This is a genomic window from Marinobacter sp. 1-3A (assembly GCF_016597775.1).
Classification (GTDB): Bacteria; Pseudomonadota; Gammaproteobacteria; order Pseudomonadales; family Oleiphilaceae; genus Marinobacter; species Marinobacter xiaoshiensis.
Window position 1 is genome coordinate 110,465 of sequence record NZ_VCGZ01000011.1, and the last position, 18,178, is coordinate 128,642.

Consider the following 18,178-nt stretch of genomic DNA (forward strand, 5'->3'; position numbering starts at 1 on the left):
ACCCTATACAGATGGCCATGCGCCACATGCTACAATCCAGAATCATTTTCAAGCTCCGAATACGGGCACCTTGAATCATTTTGTGGAACCGGAGGCTCTCATGTCCCAGGAAAGCAGTTTTATCGCCGCGCTGGAGCGGCACCGCGCAACTTTTTCCGTTCTTGAAAACCACCTGGATGAGGCCGGCCGACTGCTGAATATGACGCTCAAGGCCCTAAATGCAGGCGGCAAAGTCATTTTTATGGGGAACGGCGGCAGTGCGGCTGATTCCCAGCACCTGGCCGCCGAGTTTATGGTTCGTTACAAAAAAGAGCGCGGACCTCTGGCCTCCATTGCACTGACAACAGATACCTCGATTCTTACCGCGCACCCCAACGACTATGAATTCGAGAGTGTTTTCGAACGGCAGATACAAGGCCTGGCACGCCCTGAAGATCTGGTTATTGGCCTGACAACTTCCGGCCAGAGTGAGAACATCAACCGCGGTCTCAAAGCTGCCAACAACCTGGGTGCTGCAACAGTTGCCCTGACCGGCCGGGATGGCGGTAAGGTCAAAGATATTGCGGATCTCTCCATTATCATCCGTTGCGATGAAACCGCCCGCATCCAGGAAGCCCACATGTTTATCGGCCACTGGCTTTGCGAAGCACTGGATGATGAAGTTACGACCGCAGGACTGACTCAATGATTGATCCGGCACAGCTGGCTAACCTTCAGAGCGCGTCAATCCTGGTGGTGGGTGATGTCATGCTCGACCGATATTTCATCGGAGACACGCACCGCATTTCCCCCGAGGCACCGGTGCCGATTGTACGGGTGGCCAACTCTGAGGACCGAGCTGGTGGTGCGGCCAACGTAGCCCGCAACATCGCACACCTGGACGGCCAGGCCACCCTCTTGGGGCTGGTAGGAAAAGACCCGGACGGCCAGCTACTTAGCCAGCTGCTGACCAAAGAACATGTAGCTTCGGAACTCCTGGTACTGGACGATGCCAGAACCATTTCCAAAACCCGCATCATCTCCCGCCACCAGCAGATGATCCGACTGGATATGGAAGACATTTTCGCCGAGGCCCATGCCCGGGCTTTGACCGAGCGGTTTCAGGCACTGGTTGCCAACTACTCAACAGTTGTTATCAGCGATTACGCCAAAGGCTCGCTGGCATTTGTTCAGGACATGATCCTGGCCGCCAGGCACGCAGGCAAAGCTGTGCTGGTAGACCCCAAGAGTCATGATTTTTCCCGCTATCGGGGCGCCACCGTTATTACTCCCAATCTGTTAGAGTTCAGAGCAGCCGGAGGCCTGGACACCAACGAGGACCTGATGCTCTCCTCCGCCAGGGAGCTTTTAAGCAGCGCAGGTATTGAAACCATGCTGCTTACCCGAAGTGAGCAGGGCATGAGTCTGATCACCCAAACCGAGCACCACCACTTCCCGGCACAGGTTCTTGAGGTGAGCGATGTTACCGGGGCGGGCGATACCGTTATCGCAACCCTGGGCACCTTGCTAAGTGCCGGCTTTGAGCTGCCCCAGGCCGCGTGGCTGGCCAACCTGGCCGCCGGCTTGGTAGTTGCCAAACTGGGTGCCGCCACGGTATCTCCGGAGGAACTTGCCGCCCGCGCAAGCCAGCAACTTTCGTCCAAAACCAGCGGTTACTACCCGACTACCACCCAGAGCCTGCAACACATCGATTATGCCCGTAAACAGGGCGAGCGTATTGTGTTTACCAACGGCTGCTTTGACATCCTGCATGCCGGCCATGTGCGCTACCTGAACGAAGCCAGAGCATTGGGTGACCGGCTTGTTGTGGGGCTGAACAGCGATGCCTCGGTAAAAAGACTCAAAGGCGAGAGCCGCCCTGTCAACACTCTGGAAGACCGCCTCGAAGTGCTCGAAGCCCTGGCTTGTGTGGACTGGGTGGTTCCCTTCGGAGACGACGATTCCGAAAACGACACCCCGGAACAGCTGATTCGCACCATACAGCCCGATGTGCTGGTGAAGGGTGGCGATTACACCGTCGACACCATTGTTGGCGCCGAATTCGTTCAGCACAATGGTGGTGAGGTCATCGTGCTGCCCTTGCTGCAAGGCCGCTCCACCAGTGGAATCATCAGCAAAGTGCGGAGTTGATTTGGCCAGTATTCGCTCAATATGCATATTGCGGCTCTCTGCCATTGGAGACACCTGCAACGCGGCTTCAGTGGTGCAGGCTATTCAGGAGCACTACCCGAGCGCCCGCATAACCTGGATCATCGGCAAGGCGGAAGCGGCACTGCTGCGCGGGTTGCCCGGTATTGAACTGATCGTGTTCGACAAGCGCACAGGGTTGGCTGCATACCGCAAGCTGCGACAGGACCTGGCCGGGCGACGCTTTGATGTACTCTTGCTCATGCAACTGGCACTTCGCGCAAACCTTGCAAGCCTGTGTGTTTCCGCAAAGCGCCGGATTGGTTATGACAAGGCCCGCAGCAAAGAACTCCACAGCCTGTTTATCAACGAACGCATAGCGCCCGCCAGCAAGCCTCACGTGCTCGACACCTTTCGGCAGTTTCTGACTGCCCTGAGCATCCCTCTGACGCCACCCCGCTGGAACATCCCGGTTACTCCGGAGGATGAACTCTGGGCACGCAGCCAGCTTGCCCCCACCGCCCAAAAGCATCTGGTACTGGTGCCTGCTGCCTCCGCGCAGGAACGCAACTGGTTGCCCGAACGCTATGCGCAGGTGGCAGAACACGCCCACGCCAAAGGTTTTGCAATATACCTTTGTGGTGGGCCGGCCGAACCAGAGGTTGAACTGGCGGCCCGGGTGGCTAGTTTGTGCAAGGTGCCTGTGTACAACCTGGTTGGCCAGTCATCCCTCAAGCAGCTTTTTGCACTGATTAAAAACGCCACCCTGGTTATTGCGCCGGACACCGGCCCCACGCACATGGCGGTGGCAGCGGGCACGCCGGCCATAGGCCTTTATGCACACAGCAATCCTGCACGTACTGGCCCCTATGGCCTGCAACACTACACCGTGGACGCTTATACACCGCTGCTGCAGCAGGCGCTCGGCAGCGATGCGCCCAACGCCCCTTGGGGCAAACGGCTGAAAGGTAAAGATTTAATGAACCACATCTCAGTAAAGCAGGTGTGTGACATGTTTGACCGCCTGACGGAAGAGCAAGCACTATGAAGGGTAAAGCAGTTTTTCTGGATCGGGACGGTGTGATCAACATGGATCACGGCTACGTGTACCGGCCCGAGGAGTTCGAGTTTATCGAAGGTGTATTCGACGCCTGCAGGCACTTTCACAGGCTCGGCTATCTTCTGATTGTTGTTACCAACCAGTCGGGTATCGCACGGGGTAAATACACAGAGCAGGATTTCCAGGCATTAACCGAATGGATGAAAGCCCGCTTTGCCAGCGAAGGTGCCCCACTTGCACACGTGTACTACTGCCCGCACCACCCCGATCACGGCAAGGTAGATGAGCGTAACTGCAACTGCCGCAAACCGCGACCCGGAATGCTTGTCGCGGGCATCCACGACTACGGACTGACAGCAGAAAACTGCATCATGATCGGAGACAAACGTGCCGACATGGAGGCCGCATCCGCAGCTGGTATTGGCAGGCGCGTTCTGGTGAAATCCGGGCAAAGCCTGTCACCCTCAGACCTGAGTACCGCACACAGCGTATGGCCGTCGATCCATGAGGCTACCCGCGCTATTCTTGCGTGATGCCAGAATTGATGTCCAAGCCAGATAAGGGGAACCGTGAAAAAACTCGTTGTTGATCTTGACGGAACAATTACACTTGCCAACACCTCCGATTATCGGGAGGTACTGCCAAACACCGAGGTGATTGAAACCCTGCGCAGCTACAGAGCCCTGGGCTATGAAATCATTATCCAGACTGCCCGGAACATGCGCACCTACGAGGGCAACGTGGGCAAAATCAACGTTCACACCCTGCCGGTCATTACCGAGTGGCTGGCCAGGCATGATGTGCCTTACGATGAAATACACGTTGGTAAACCCTGGTGCGGCTTCGACGGTTTTTACATTGACGACCGAGCCATACGCCCGTCGGAATTCACCCGGTTGACGCCGGAAGAAATCCAGCAACTCATCGAGCGTGAGAAGCACTCATGTTCCTGATTATGTCGGCTGATTACATAAGCCTGGAACTTCGCTCCGAATTCGGTGCCTTGCCCCCAAGCTTCTTGCCCCTGGGCAACCGGCGGCTATTTCAGCATCAGGTTAAATCTGCTCCTGCCGGGGTTCGCATTTTTCTTTCGCTACCTGAATCCTTTGTGGTGGAGGCTCATGACCAGGCCTGGCTTGATCAACATGGGGTAACCGTACTGTCCGTGCCGGATGGCCTTAGCCTTGGCGCCTCGCTGGTCGCATCACTGAATCTGACAGAGCAGCCGCTGGATACCCCGCTGCAGGTTCTGTTCGGCGATACGCTCATCGACCCCCTGCCCGATGGGACTGATATCATTGCCACTGCCAAGGTAGACGACAATTACGACTGGGCAGTGGTCACCGAAGACGAAGACAACTGGCTTGTCAGCAGCACAGAAACACCAGAGCTGGAAAAGTACAGTGTTGTAACCGGATACTTCAACTTCAGCAGCCCACGATTGCTGATTCGCTGCATCACCCAGTCCAACTGGAGCTTTCTGAATGGCCTGTCGCGTTATAACAAAGCCAAGGGACTCGAAACGATTAGCGTCCACAACTGGCTGGATTTCGGTCACGCCAACACCTACTACCACTCCAAATCTACGTTCACCACGCAGCGGGTATTCAACGACCTGACCATTACACGGCGCTGGATTGAAAAATCAGGTACCCATTGTGCAAAAATTGCCGGTGAGGCGAAGTGGTTTGAGCAGTTACCGCCGATGATGCGGCAATACACGCCGCAGTTTCTGGGTACGAGCACCTCAGAAGCAAACGCAGACCAACTGACCTACCGCCTGGAGTACCTGCACCACACGGCACTCAACGAGCTTTACGTGTTTGCAGACCTGCCCCCGCTCATTTGGAAAAAGATCCTGCGCCAATGCGTGGTCTTTCTGAAGGACTGCCAGAAGTACCCGGCGAGGGATGGCACGCCCCATTCGTCTATTGATGAACTCCTGCAGAACAAAACCCGTGCCCGGATTAAGGCTTTTTGTGAAGAGCGGGGTGTGTCAGATTCAAAACCTTACCTCTATGCGACAGGCCCCGGAACACAGGACTATCTTGAGTTATCTATCAGCGATCTGATCTGTAAGACTACCCCATACCTTCCAACGAAACCGTCTGCAGCCACGCTGATGCACGGAGACTTCTGTTTCAGCAACATACTCTATGACTTCCGAACCGACCGGATCAAAGTGATTGATCCCCGGGGCATCACCATGGATAACCGGTTCAGCATCTTCGGCGATATCCGCTACGATATTGCCAAACTCAGCCATTCGGTTCTTGGCCTGTACGACTGGATCATTGCGGGTACCCATGAACTTATCATGACGGATAACCGGCTTGAGTTCAGCATTCCGCATTTCGACAAGATGGAATCTGTTCAGCAACTGTTTCTCAGGCTGGTCGAAACGCATTTCGGCTTAACGGCGGTTGAAATGTACGCCATGCAAATCCATCTGTTTTTATCGATGCTGCCCTTACACGCAGACCAGCCGGATCGACAGGATGCCCTTCTGGCAAACGCTTTCAGACTTTATACACTTTTACCGGAACACACAGCCTCATGATCATCATTCCCATGGCAGGACTAAGTTCACGTTTTTTCGAGGCCGGGTACCAAAAGCCCAAGTACATGCTCGAAGCCCATGGCCGCACGCTGTTCGAACATTCCGTGCTCAGTTTTAAACGTTATTTTTCGACTCACCCCTTTGTGTTTATCATCCGCGATGTTTTTGACACCGAAGAGTTTGTACAAACCAGGGCAACAGCCTTGGGCATTTCTGATTTTCGTGTGATAACGCTGGAAAAGGAAACCCGGGGGCAGGCAGAAACTGTTTACCTTGCGTTAAAGAAGCTCGGCATCAAAAGCGGCTCTGTCACTATATTCAATATTGATACATTCCGGCCGGGCTTCAAGTTTCCGGAACCTGATTTGATAGGCGATGGTTTTCTGGAGGTGTTTGAAGGCACGGGAAGCAACTGGTCTTTTGCACGCCCAGTGGAGAGCGGCTCCCAGCGCGTTGCTGAAACCGCCGAAAAAAAGCCCATTTCAAACCTTTGCAGCGACGGGCTCTACCACTTCACGCATGCGTCTGATTTTATCGAGAGCTTTGATGAGTACGAAAGCCGGCCCCGCAGCGAGTGGGCCAAAGGGGAATTATATATAGCACCACTTTACAACTACCTGATCCGAAACGGCCGCAACATCTTTTACTCACAGATACCAGAGAACGACATTATTTTTTGTGGTACACCAGATGAGTATCGGCAGTTCCTTTCCAAGAGGCCAGACACGATCCGGAATTAATATGAGATTTGCCTTCGTTTTAGGCGGCTCTACCTACCAACAGTCGCTTTACAGAGTCACTCACGATGTCGCCCAGGAAATTGAGAGGCAAGGCCACTCTGTCGATTTCATTTTCTGGGAAAACCCCGGACCTCTCGACCGCAATGATAAATACCTGAAAATTATCGGGCTAGATAAAGAAAACCGACTCTCCAAGCTGCTTTCAAAAACCTTCACCGCAATACTCGGCAAACATTTCTACTACTACATCTTTAGCTCTTTTTTCGTGCAACAAATGAAACGCCAAGTCGGGGATGAAAACTACGATGTTATCTTTTATCAGGGCCAGAGTTGCATACCTATGCGCGCCTGCAGCAGTAACCACTACATAGTGGTACACAGCTGCAAATACGAGAATTTTATAAGCCGATACACCGGCATAAGAAAAAGATTTTACGAGTGGCTGTACAAAAAAATTTACAGCCACAAAAAGCTTTTAACCGTGTCTGAAGACGTAAAGAAGGACATGCTAAACAAAGTGGGCGCTACGCCTGCAAGCATTGAAGTTATCCTTAACGGTTTTGATTTTAACCGGCTACGTCGGGAAATGGGGCAGTCACCTCCCGAGCAACTGCCCCAGTCGTACATCATGGCTGCAGGACGCCCGGACAGAACCAAACGGTTTGATATTCTCCTGAAAGCCTACGCCAAAACCAGGCGACAGTACCCACTGGTCATATTCGGTGAAGGCAAACGTCTGAATGCCCTTAATCAACTTGCTAAAGACCTGGACATATCCGGAGATGTCATCTTCGCCGGCTTTTGCGCAAACATATTGCCTGCGTTTCACCATGCAAAACTGTACGTATCCAGCTCGGATGTTGAAGGGCTGCCAACGGTGATCGTAGAAAGTCTGACAGCAGGCACACCGGTAGTAGCTACCGACGCGGGTGGCTCCTATGAATTATTGTGCGGTGACCTCAGTCGCTGGATCGTTCCCAGGGGAGATGTCGATGCACTTGCCCGCGCTATCGACGATATACTGGAGAACCCTCCCGCGGTATGCTCGGAAAACATCGGGTTTCTCGACCACCGACGGGTAGCCAGGCGCTATATTGAGCTTAGCGAACAGCTGAAAGGAAATGCGCATTGAACCGCTTCAAAGATATCACTGTTGTAGTCCAGGGCCCGGTACAAACGCTAAAGGGGCGGGAGCAGGAAGAAGGCATAACGCAAAAGTGCCTGTCTTCCGTGAGAACACACCTGCCCGGCGCTCATATCATTCTGTCCACCTGGCCCGAGCAGGATCTTGCCGGGCTGGACTACGATGAACTGGTGGTTTCGGACGACCCCGGGCCAAACATACGGAATTTCCACAGCGATGGACGCCCCCAGTATTACAACAACAATCGCCAGATTGTCTCCACGCTGGCCGGTCTGAAGCAGGTTTCGACCCCTTATGCCATCAAGTTGCGGAGTGACAACTACCTTACCGGCAATGGGTTCGTTGAGCTGCAGAGCCGATACCCCGAGCGCTGTGGAAGCCATAGCATTTTCAGGGAACGGGTCGTCACCAGTAACGTATTTACCCGGCGGTACGCCAAAGGCTTCAGAGTAGCCTTCCATCTAAGCGATTTTTTCTACTATGGGTTAACAGAGGATCTCCTGGCAATCTGGGACCTCAAGCTGCTAGACGATGTTAAACCCGATGAGGCCGCCAGAGCACAGGCCCGGGCAAACGGCTTTATTGTGGACTGCACTCAGATGTTCTGGCTCAGGACACTGCAGAAATTTGACGCCTCCATTCAGCTTGACGGGTTGCTTGATAACGCGCCGGACAAACTGAAGCTGTCAGACCTTTACTATGCAGACAACCTTATTATAGCCCCGCCGGGAATGCTGGGGCTGCACTTGGGCGAGAAGTTTTCCGGCAACGCAAGAATAGCCAGGCCCAAAGGCCGATGCGCCCAATGGCAGTTTTTTGAGTGGCAAGATCTTTACAGGCGCCACTGCGACCCTGCTTTCCGGCCAGACACCACCCTGAGGCAGCGCCTTGCCCTGCAATTGGCGCGGTTGATTTACGTTTACCCTACCCGCCTTGAAACCCACCTGAAATTAATCAGGCTGTCGAACTGACAGAGCCTCGACGTTATCTCGACGGTTAGCGGAGCTAAGGAGAAAACAAAGCCCAAAAAACAGGAATATTGTCTGGGAGTGGAGCAAAGGGACATCAGTGAGCGACGCGCCTGCGTAGAGTAACACCACCGACAGTCCACCGTACCTTTGCCACGTAGCACCAGGGGCCAGGTAAACCATCCGGGCTGCCGCAATCAAAAGTAATACCAGCGCCAGCCCGCCAATCAGGCCCTTTTTTACCGTGGTATCTATGAACTGATTGTGGAAGTGATTGGCTTCGAATCGGTAAAGGCTTTCTTTCAGGTTACCGGTACGGTGAAGCTCCTCCAGAGCATCGCGATAACCATTGCCGTAACCCATCACCGGTTTACGGGCAATAAGCTCACCAGAAGCCTGCCAGAGCTGCAAACGGACGCCAAAAGAGCCATCGTAGTTGCCCTCGGAAAGTGCTTCGTACTCGTTAGCCGTTTGACTCAGGCGGTCCGTCAGAAACGTTTTACCTGCAACCACTGCGACACTCGCCAATATGGCGATAACAATAAGAGATTTCAGGAACCGGCGACGCTCGTTCTGCATCAGCAGCGTAAAAAGCAGCCCGGCACAGATCACGAAAACCGGCCCGACAACTCCGCGAGTTTTAGTCATCAACAAAGCGGCAACCAGAGGCACAAAGATGGCTCCGAAAGCCACCCGCTGCCATAAGCTAATATTGGCAAACAGCAACATGGCAAGAAGCACCAACACAACTGCACCCACCGCCGTCGAATAAGGTATAGGATTGATAAACCCGCCTACACGACCGCCCGTCTGACTGTATTGGTAGAATGTCAGCGTAATGAAGCCTGCGGCACAGACCAGAAGAATGGCCGTAAAGAACCCACTGCGGAACCGGACACCGCAGAAAAAGGAAATATAAACAGCCATCACCAACAGTGCCCTGAGCTCTGACCAGCTACCGTCGTTAAGCAGATAACTTGCCGCACTGACAACAACGAACGCCCATGCTGCCAATAAAAACGGCCATTGCTTGCGCTTCAGACCCTGATCCCGCTCCGGCAATCTCCAAAAGACACCGTAGAGCAATATTGCGCCACCAACGATACCCGGGACATATTTTGCTCCATCAGGAATCCACCACATGAGGCTCAGCATGTACACGAGTGGTGCAGCAGCAACAGCCACACCTGCGCCAGCGGCATAACTGGCCCTGGATTGGCAAATCATAAGAAGCCTCTTTTGGGCAGAGGGTTGATAGAAACCACTTGTGGGTGCACGTATTGGTCGGTTTAATCTGCTCGATATCCCTCAAGCAGGCTTTGCCACCTGGCTGGAAGATCTTCAGATGAGGCAGGCAGGCATATTTTGTCAATTGATCTTTTCAGGCGATCAAGATTCTTTGTCTTCCAGATGGCATTCTGTGGTGAGGATTCGTAACGCCGGCACTTATCGAAATCAATGAGATAAACACTTTCATCATTGATAAGGATATTGAAACAGTTCAAGTCGGAGTGGTAGACGCCAAGATCATGAAAACGGCGGACTACGGAGCCGATTTTTTCGAGCTCCGAAGCGGTGAGGTCAAAAAAACGCTCCCCCATCGTGGTTACCCCGGGGATTCGTTTGATCAGGATAGATGCTCTGTAAAAAAGACCAACCTGAATACAAGACGCTGCGATAGGCTCTGGCACGGGGAGGCCTTCGCGAGCAAGATCCTCCAGGAGCCGGAGTTCATTAAATGAGCGCACGCGACTGGTACCAACAAAAAGAAACCGGTCTGCATTTAACCGTGACACTGCCCCACCCCGCAAATAGTGGCGCAACACCCAGCTGCGATCATTGTCGCTGATAAACCAGGCACTGCCTCTGCCTCCACTTGTTACGGGCTCTATCGACGCACCCCAGAAGGCGTCCGAAAACCAGCACGGACTAAAACGCGGAAGGTAGTCCTCACACACCAGGTATTGCGACCCGGGATCCTGGCCTTGAACTATTCCTGCCACACCACCTCCCATTTGCGTGGAGTCGTTACAACACCCTGCGAGAATCAACCCATCAGAACTCTGAGTCTTCCGGTAAAGGGATCCTCCGCAAAAAGCCGGCGCCATTCACAGGCGCCAACTATTCCGGCGGTATTTTTATCTGCTGGTGTGAGTCAGCCAGTCACTATGCTGCGGCAGCTTTCCTTTCACCGCATCAAAATACATAGCCTGCAACTTCTCGGTTACCGGACCACGCTTGCCAGCGCCAATCGCCCGACCGTCCAACTCCCGAATTGGCAGCACTTCAGCCGCGGTACCGGTAAAGAAGGCTTCATCTGCAACATAAACCTCATCGCGGGTAATGCGGCGCTCTTTCACCGGAATGTTCAATTCTGCAGCAAAGTCCAGAATGGTCTGCCGGGTAATACCTTCCAGACACGAGGTTAGCTCTGGTGTATGCAGAACCCCATTACGCATGATGAAGATGTTTTCGCCGGAGCCCTCAGCCACATAACCTTCATTATCCAGCAACAGCGCCTCTTCACACCCACTGGCAATGGCTTCATTCAACGCCAGCATGGAGTTGATGTAGTTGCCGTTTGCCTTCGCCTTACACATGGTGATGTTAACGTGGTGGCGAGTGTATGAAGATGTGCGAACCTTGATGCCAACTTCCTTGGCTTCTGGCGACATGTAAGAAGGCCAGCTCCAGGCAGCTACCATTACATGAACCTTCAGGTTGTCGGCACGTAGGCCCATGCCTTCAGAGCCCAAAAATGCCATCGGGCGCAGATAGGCTTCATCAAGGTTATTCTCACGAACAGCCGCGCACTGGGCTGCGTTCAGCTCTTCTTTGCTGAATGGCATTTTCATGTTCAGAATGTGGGCGGACCGGAACAGGCGATCTGTGTGATCCTGCAGGCGGAAAATAGCCGGACCATTCGCAGTATTGTAAGCGCGCACCCCTTCAAAACAGCCCAAGCCGTAGTGCAGAGTGTGGGTCAGGACGTGAGTTTTGGCTTCACGCCAGGGAACCATTTCACCATCCAGCCAGATAACGCCATCGCGATCAGCCATCGACATGCTTCGTTGCTCCTAAAAAAACGGTTTTTGGAAACCTAGTGTAGTCTGGCATTCTATCAGGAATTTTTGACGGAACGACACCAGGCTCGCTATACCGCCATGATTTTCTTCCAGACGGACTGGATGTATCGCCGTTCGCCTGAGAAGGCATCACTCGCCACCTGGCTGTTAAGGTTCTGCAGTGCTCGCCGGTGAATGCTTGAGCGCAAGGCAATATAGGCCTCCCGCAGCTTCTCAGCGTCCTCCACCGGCAATACCCCAGCCCTACCCAGCTCTTCCATTTGCCGGATGTTGTCAGACCACTGAGTCAACTCCGGGTACTCTCCACTCCAGGCCAGCATCAGGTACTGAACCATGAATTCCATATCCACAATGCCGCCAGCATCGTGCTTGATGTGGAAAGTCTCATCGCGCCGGCTTTCCGGGGTCCCCAGATTGGTGCGCATTTTTTCGCGCATCTCAAGCACTTCCTGGCGCAGCCTATCCTTGTCACGATCCTGGCAAAGCAGGTCGTGCCGAACCGCCTCAAAAGCCGCAATGGTTTGCTTGCTCCCGGCAACACCACGGGCCCGGGCCAGGGCTTGATGCTCCCATGTCCAGGCGTCGTTGCGCTGATATTTTTCAAATGCATTCAGTGTGCTCACCAACAACCCGGAATTGCCCGATGGTCGCAGCCGCATGTCCACCTCATACAGTTGGCCGGAAGGCGTCTGCGCATTAAGGATATGAACTATGCGCTGGCCAAGGCGGGTATAGAACACCACGTTATCGATGGGCTTATCGCCGTCTGTTGACAGATCAGGGTCTGCAGTGTGAACAAACACCAGATCCAGATCCGAGGTGTAGCCCAGCTCAATACCACCGAGCTTTCCGTAGCCAATCACCGCGAAATCAGTACCACAGCTGGCCCCTTCAGCCTGTCCGGGATAACCGTGGCGGGCAACCAGATTGGCGAAAGCGACATCCACCACATGATCAAGGACCACCTCCGCAATCCAGGTGAGATAGTCACTCACCTTCATGAGCGGCAATGTGCCCTTTAGCTCGGACGCCGCCACGCGAAGAATGTGGGCTTTTTTGAAGTGACGCAGCGACTCCATCTGGTTTTCCAGATCATCGTAGGAAATACGCAATGTTTGCTGGCGCAGGTCATCCTGTAACTCTTCTCGTGCGGGCGGGCTGTACAGACTTTCCGCATTAAGCAGCTCATCCAGCAGCAAGGGAGTTTCCGCCAACTGTCGGGCAATCCAGGGGCTTTCGCTACACAGGCTTACCAATTGAGCTCGGGCGCCGGGGTTCTCCAGCAACAGCACCATGTATGCCGTTCTGCGCAAAATCGCTTCAACCAACTGCAAAACACGCGACAGGGTTTCTGATGGCTTTTCTACTTCGGCTAATGCCGCCAGCAGCACCGGCATAAATTGGTTTAACCGCTTACGGCCCTGAGTCTGCATAGTCTGAACTGTGCGGCTTTCGCGCAAGCTGCTGAGCAGGCCAAGACTGCCCGCAGGATCTTCGTAGCCGTGCGTTTCCAGCCACGCGATATCTGAAGCCTCATCAACTTCCGCCAGCCAGAGTTCACACCATCCTTCGTCCAGAGAAGACCGCGCGCTGTCCTCGTCCTCTTCGGTGGCAATAATATTAGCGAAATGGGTGGACACATTGTCCCGGTGCCGGTCCAATGCCTGCTGGCAGCTCGGCCAGTCCTCAAACCCCATAATCAGCGCTACACGGGCTCTTGAAAGCTCATCCTCCGGCAATAACTGGGTTTGCTTGTCCTCCATACCCTGCAGAGCATGCTCAAGGTTGCGAAGAAACACATAAGCCTCTCGTAGCTCATTCACCACTTGCGAAGGCAGAAGCTCCAGCTCCTCCAACTCTTTCAAAATAACCAGCAACTCACGTTGCTGAAGTTCCCGGTCGCGGCCGCCACGGATGAGCTGGAACGCCTGAACCACAAATTCGATTTCCCGGATGCCACCACTGCCAAGTTTGATATTGTTCTCAAGCCCCTGCCTGCGAACTTCGCGGCCAATCATCGCTTTCATACTTCGCAGAGATTCAAACGCACTGAAATCGATGTAGCGGCGGTAAACGAAGGGCCTGAGGCTCTCCATAAGAACCTCCCCAGCTTTCAAATCACCTGCCACCACACGGGACTTGACCATGGCGTAACGCTCCCAGTCTCGCCCCTGATCCTGATAGTAGGTTTCCAGCGCGGCGAAGCTCAGTGCAAGTGCGCCGCTTTGCCCATAAGGACGCAGGCGCATATCTACGCGGAACACAAAGCCGTCAGCGGTTATCTGGTCCAGAGCCTGAATCAAGCGTTGGCCAAGCCGGATAAAAAACTGCTGGTTGTCCAGAGAGCGCCCACCGCCCCGGGTTTCGCCTTTGCTGGGAAACGCAAAAATCAGATCAATATCCGATGACACGTTCAACTCACGGCCACCTAACTTCCCCATACCGATAACAACCAGGGATTGGGGAGCCTCTGCACCGGTTACCGGGTCCATACCCCAAGGGGTGCCATACTGCTCACAGGCCGCTTCGTTCAACCAAGCCAGCGCACCCTCAATGCATACCTCAGCAAATGCGCTGGTCGCAGCCATGGTCTCCGCCAGATCAGCCCAGCGCAGCAAATCCCGCCATATCATGCGGAACTGCGCCTCCCGGCGAAAACGGCGCAAAGCCACATGCAGTTCGGGCTCACTCGTTACTTCCGAAAGATAGTCGCGACAGCGCGCCCGAAGATACTCCGGAGTGGTGGGTTCACTCAGAAACCGCGAATCCAATAGAGCCCGCACCTGATCTGGATGCCGCTCAAGGGTTTGCCGCAAAAACAGGCTCCGTGCCACGGCCTGGGCAACCACATATTCCGATACACTGGCATCCGCCAGCAGCCAGCCCGGCAAACCCTCCGGAAAAACCGATGCCCAACTGGCAGAAACATCACCCGCCAGCAGCAAAGGAAGACAATTCCATGGCTCGGACATAATGCAAACCCCTGTCTCTCTGTTATATTTCCGCTACTGTATAACGAACTTACCCGAGACTGAACAGGCCAACACCGGATGCTGAGAAACCGCTTTCCCCTCAACGCGGAACATGAGAAAAGCAAAATCCCCATGGGCGGGCTTATCCGGAAGCGGGCAAAAAACCTGTTTATGGTTCTGATCGCGCTGCTGACCACCCATATCCTGATAATCTGGGCAGTAGAAGAGCTAACCCTGTTTGAGTCGCTTTGGATGACCATGACCACCATTGCGACTGTAGGCTATGGCGACTTCGCGCCGGTAACCTACATTGGCCGCATCAGCACCATTTTGTTCATCTTCGTGGGCGCTATTACCTTAATGACGCTGATTGTCAGCGATTTTATCGAGTACCGGTTCTACCGCCGGGAACGCATTCTCACCGGACGCTGGATCTATAACATGAACAACCATATAGTCATTATTAATACCCCCAAGCACGGCGGCACCACCTACTTCATGCGTTTTGCAACGCAAATCCGGGCTGTTCAGGGCTATGAAAGCATTCCTATCATGCTCCTTACCCGGGAATTCCCCAGTGGCTTGCCTGCCGAACTGTCCGATTTGGGCATCGTTCACTACCATGGTTCCGGGTTCGATCCGGAGGCACTGAAGGCGGTACACGCAGGCAGCGCCAAACACATTGTTGTATTGGCTGCCGACGAATCCGACCCTCACTCAGACAGCCTCACTTTCGACATTTCCCACCGCCTTGGCGAACTCAACCTGGGCCAGAAAACAACGGTGGAGTGCGTCACTGATGCCAACCGCAGCCGGTACAAAGAACTTGGAGTTAGGGCCGTTATTCGCCCTGTCCGCACCTACCCTGAAATCATGGTGCGCTCTGTAGTGGCTCCCGGCTCAGAAAAAGTTCTGGAGGACATGTTCAACTACGAGCAGGACCACCCACATCGGTACGACCTGGAGCTGGATGATCTAAACTGGGCAGATATTGTCAGCGCATTGATTCGCCATGGCATTGGTACCGCACTGGCCTATATTAATCATGACGACGAGGTTATCTGCCACCCGGCTATAACCAAAGAGATTGAGGGCAAAGGCCTTATCGTGCTGGTCAAATCCAACGATACGCCGGATCTGGCAGTGGTCGAAGAAGCACTGGAGCGCTACCGCAAGTTTATGGAGAAATGGAGAAACATGCAGGAAAATGCGACCATAACCACTTCTTCAAACACCACCACTCCTTAAATAAATTCTCCAGGCACCGTCTATGGAATCTGTACTTTTCCAGCCGCTGGTAGATGCACTTGCATCCGGGCAGCCCCAGTCTGTTGTTGATGCAGCGAATCTGTTCAACGCTGCCGACCTTGCGGAATTTATCGAGCAGAATCTGGAAACCGATGCGGCCGGCTCACTTTTCCAGAGCCTGCCTATGGCTCAGCGAGCCAAGGTTCTGGGGTACACCACCCCAGAGACACAGCTGCTATTAACCCAAGCAACACCCCTGGCCGAACTGGCGCTCCTTACAACAGAAATGCCCTCAGATGACCGGGTTGATTTTTTCAGCCTGCTCGACGAGCCACGCCAGAAGCAGCTCATCAGAAAACTGGACCAGGAAGATCAGGAAGACCTCACAGCCCTTCTCGCTTACCCTGAGGGTACTGCGGGCGCGTTGATGAGCACGGATTACGCCGTGTTTGAATCTGGCATCACGGCCAGTGAAGCCATAGATATTCTGCGCAAAACAGCAGAAAACAAAGAAACTATCTACCAATCCTACGTGATTGATGAGGACCAGGTGCTGATTGGCGTAGTGTCTCTACGTCGGCTCATTATTGCCAAACCCGATACTGTTATCGACTCGCTGCTCGCCACAGGGTTAGTAACCACCCAAACAGGCACCTCCCAGGACGACGTTGCCAGGTTGATTGCAAAGTACGACCTGCTGGCGCTGCCCGTAGTGGACGATCACAACCGCCTGGCAGGCATTATTACCTACGATGATGCCATGGATGTTATTGAGGCGGAGGCAACGGAGGACATTCACAAAGGCGGGACGGTGAGCAATCTCGACACTGGCATCACCACGGCCTCCCCTGTCCTGCTTTACCGTTCCCGCATTCAATGGCTGGTTATTCTGGTGTTTGCCAACATATTTACCGGTGCCGGCATAGCACACTTTGAAGACATTATTGGTGCCCACCTGGCTCTGTTGTTCTTCATGCCCTTGTTGGTTGCCAGTGCGGGTAACGCAGGTGCGCAATCCGCCACACTGGTGGTAAGGGGTATTGCAACGGGTGACGTGGTCAATCGGGACTGGGTGCGCCTATTCAACAAAGAACTGTTCGTGGCGACAGCTCTCGGCCTGACTATGGCCCTTACAGTGTGGGCGGTAGGCATGTTTCGTACCGAAATGGTTATCGCTACAATTGTTGCTATAACCATGATCGCAGTAGTGCTTGCCGGTGGGCTTATCGGTATTTTGCTGCCGCTGCTGCTCAACCGACTGGGTATCGACCCCGCTGCCGCGAGCATTCCGCTTATCACAACCATTGCCGACGTAAGCGGAGTACTGATTTATTTCAGCATCGCCACCGCAATTTTAGGTGTTTAGCGAGCGCTAATCCTCCTTGCCAACAAGCCGAGCTGGCATCGCCCAAGTTCTGGCCTGATTAACAAACTTTTCAAAGGCTCACCCTTGGCCAAGGCCTCAACAACTGCGGCAAAGGGCTGCGCCAGCCCGGCTGCTTCCGCTTGTGCAGCAAGCGCCTGAATGTTCAACCCCTCAAGCGGCACCCTCCCCTGCACCAACCAGGCATGACTAAGCTGATGCAAAAGGCGATCAAGATCATTACCCTTGCCGGCCTGTACACCGCTATCGTCGGCAGCAACATGCATTCCAGCAAGGTAATACCCCTGCTCTGCCTTGCTAATCAGGTTCAGAAAAACAGGGCATTGCCGGGAGAGTTTTTCGGCCCAGAAAAGCAGCCTGGATGGTTCGCCAGACACAAGCTCAAACTCCACTTCTTGAAGCGGCTTTTCCTGTCCTCCGGCTGCAATAACACCTTCGTCCACAGCGCATTCAATCACAGCCTTGCCATCGTCCAACATGACTACCTGGCGAGTAAAATTGGTTTCAAACGCCGGCGCCAACCGAGCGAGATTGATTCGATCTCCCAATGGCGTATCCGCTAGCAACCCTAATGAAAGCTCTGGCCCAGCGATTGGCCATTCCCACTCCTCTCGGCGGTGAGCACCATCTACGAACTCTCCACGGGTTTTGAGTGTCTGTAGATATTGGCTACCAGCCTGGCGCACACGAAGAGCCGCTTGCTGGTGATTAAGCTCCGCATCCGGGGTGTCGTAGTAACAATTCACCAGACATTTCTTGCTGCCAGCTTGAGCTTCCGGTTGAGCAAGCAACCAGTTCAGCGCTTTCAAGAGATCTGCAGACTTAAGGCTCAACTTTATTTCCAGCTCTTCTGCCATGCTTGCCGCACCTTTCAATTCCGTGAATCAGA

At 53.9% G+C, this 18,178-nt stretch carries 16 protein-coding genes; 11 read left to right on the forward strand and 5 right to left on the reverse strand.

Annotated elements, in window-relative coordinates:
* Positions 1 to 100: 100 nt before the first annotated feature.
* The 9 genes from FE848_RS16100 to FE848_RS16140 are packed head-to-tail and all read left to right on the forward strand — an operon-like array spanning position 101 to position 8,602.
* On the forward strand, positions 101 to 688 hold the full coding sequence (locus FE848_RS16100) for an SIS domain-containing protein (RefSeq protein WP_200204882.1): 588 nt from the start codon (positions 101 to 103) through the stop codon (positions 686 to 688).
* A complete protein-coding gene (gene hldE, locus FE848_RS16105) occupies positions 685 to 2,130 on the forward strand; it encodes a bifunctional D-glycero-beta-D-manno-heptose-7-phosphate kinase/D-glycero-beta-D-manno-heptose 1-phosphate adenylyltransferase HldE (protein ID WP_200204883.1) in 1,446 nt (481 codons plus the stop codon). Before FE848_RS16100 ends, hldE begins: the two co-directional genes overlap by 4 nt.
* 1 nt (position 2,131) lies before the next feature.
* Positions 2,132 to 3,175: a glycosyltransferase family 9 protein gene (locus FE848_RS16110; RefSeq protein ID WP_227715402.1), complete on the forward strand. Its 1,044-nt coding sequence runs from the start codon at positions 2,132 to 2,134 to the stop codon at positions 3,173 to 3,175.
* On the forward strand, positions 3,172 to 3,720 hold the full coding sequence (gmhB, locus tag FE848_RS16115; RefSeq protein WP_200204885.1) for a D-glycero-beta-D-manno-heptose 1,7-bisphosphate 7-phosphatase: 549 nt from the start codon (positions 3,172 to 3,174) through the stop codon (positions 3,718 to 3,720). The genes FE848_RS16110 and gmhB overlap by 4 nt, the downstream gene beginning before the upstream one ends.
* Before the next feature lie 36 nt (positions 3,721 to 3,756).
* Positions 3,757 to 4,140 carry a capsular biosynthesis protein gene (locus FE848_RS16120; protein WP_200204886.1) on the forward strand — a complete coding sequence of 128 codons (384 nt, stop codon included), beginning with the start codon at positions 3,757 to 3,759 and terminating at the stop codon, positions 4,138 to 4,140.
* Positions 4,131 to 5,747: a capsular biosynthesis protein gene (locus tag FE848_RS16125; RefSeq protein WP_200204887.1), complete on the forward strand. Its 1,617-nt coding sequence runs from the start codon at positions 4,131 to 4,133 to the stop codon at positions 5,745 to 5,747. The genes FE848_RS16120 and FE848_RS16125 overlap by 10 nt, the downstream gene beginning before the upstream one ends.
* Positions 5,744 to 6,487, forward strand: a complete 744-nt coding sequence (locus tag FE848_RS16130) for a glycosyltransferase family 2 protein (protein WP_200204888.1) — start codon at positions 5,744 to 5,746, stop codon at positions 6,485 to 6,487. The genes FE848_RS16125 and FE848_RS16130 overlap by 4 nt, the downstream gene beginning before the upstream one ends.
* A 1-nt stretch (position 6,488) precedes the next feature.
* Positions 6,489 to 7,619 (forward strand): glycosyltransferase, encoded by a 1,131-nt coding sequence (locus tag FE848_RS16135; RefSeq protein ID WP_200204889.1) that lies wholly within the window; start codon positions 6,489 to 6,491, stop codon positions 7,617 to 7,619.
* A complete protein-coding gene (locus FE848_RS16140) occupies positions 7,616 to 8,602 on the forward strand; it encodes a WavE lipopolysaccharide synthesis family protein (protein WP_200204890.1) in 987 nt (328 codons plus the stop codon). The genes FE848_RS16135 and FE848_RS16140 overlap by 4 nt, the downstream gene beginning before the upstream one ends.
* Here the strand turns inward: FE848_RS16140 and FE848_RS16145 are convergent.
* From FE848_RS16145 to glnE, 4 genes are all read right to left on the reverse strand, one after another.
* On the reverse strand, positions 8,582 to 9,826 hold the full coding sequence (locus tag FE848_RS16145) for an O-antigen ligase family protein (protein ID WP_200204891.1): 1,245 nt from the start codon (positions 9,824 to 9,826) through the stop codon (positions 8,582 to 8,584). The genes FE848_RS16140 and FE848_RS16145 overlap by 21 nt on opposite strands.
* A gap of 62 nt (positions 9,827 to 9,888) precedes the next feature.
* Positions 9,889 to 10,602: a 3-deoxy-D-manno-octulosonic acid kinase gene (locus tag FE848_RS16150; protein WP_200204892.1), complete on the reverse strand. Its 714-nt coding sequence runs from the start codon at positions 10,600 to 10,602 to the stop codon at positions 9,889 to 9,891.
* Positions 10,603 to 10,737: 135 nt separating this feature from the next.
* The gene (locus tag FE848_RS16155) at positions 10,738 to 11,664 is read right to left on the reverse strand and encodes a branched-chain amino acid transaminase (protein ID WP_200204893.1); all 927 of its coding nucleotides are present in this window, start codon (positions 11,662 to 11,664) and stop codon (positions 10,738 to 10,740) included.
* Between the two features lie 89 nt (positions 11,665 to 11,753).
* Complete coding sequence (gene glnE, locus FE848_RS16160) at positions 11,754 to 14,657, reverse strand: bifunctional [glutamate--ammonia ligase]-adenylyl-L-tyrosine phosphorylase/[glutamate--ammonia-ligase] adenylyltransferase (protein WP_200204894.1); 2,904 nt, start codon at positions 14,655 to 14,657, stop codon at positions 11,754 to 11,756.
* A gap of 78 nt (positions 14,658 to 14,735) precedes the next feature.
* Here glnE and FE848_RS16165 point away from each other — a divergent pair, with 78 nt between their 5' ends.
* Both FE848_RS16165 and mgtE read left to right on the forward strand, forming a co-directional pair.
* Positions 14,736 to 15,905 (forward strand): potassium channel protein, encoded by a 1,170-nt coding sequence (locus tag FE848_RS16165; RefSeq protein WP_200204895.1) that lies wholly within the window; start codon positions 14,736 to 14,738, stop codon positions 15,903 to 15,905.
* A 22-nt stretch (positions 15,906 to 15,927) separates the two neighbouring features.
* Positions 15,928 to 17,271, forward strand: coding sequence for a magnesium transporter (gene mgtE / locus FE848_RS16170; protein WP_200204896.1), 1,344 nt, complete (start codon positions 15,928 to 15,930; stop codon positions 17,269 to 17,271).
* Here the strand turns inward: mgtE and FE848_RS16175 are convergent.
* Entirely contained in the window at positions 17,268 to 18,146 is an 879-nt protein-coding gene (locus FE848_RS16175) for a CYTH domain-containing protein (protein WP_200204897.1), read from the reverse strand. The two genes, mgtE and FE848_RS16175, sit on opposite strands and share 4 nt — an antisense overlap.
* Positions 18,147 to 18,178 lie beyond the last annotated feature (32 nt).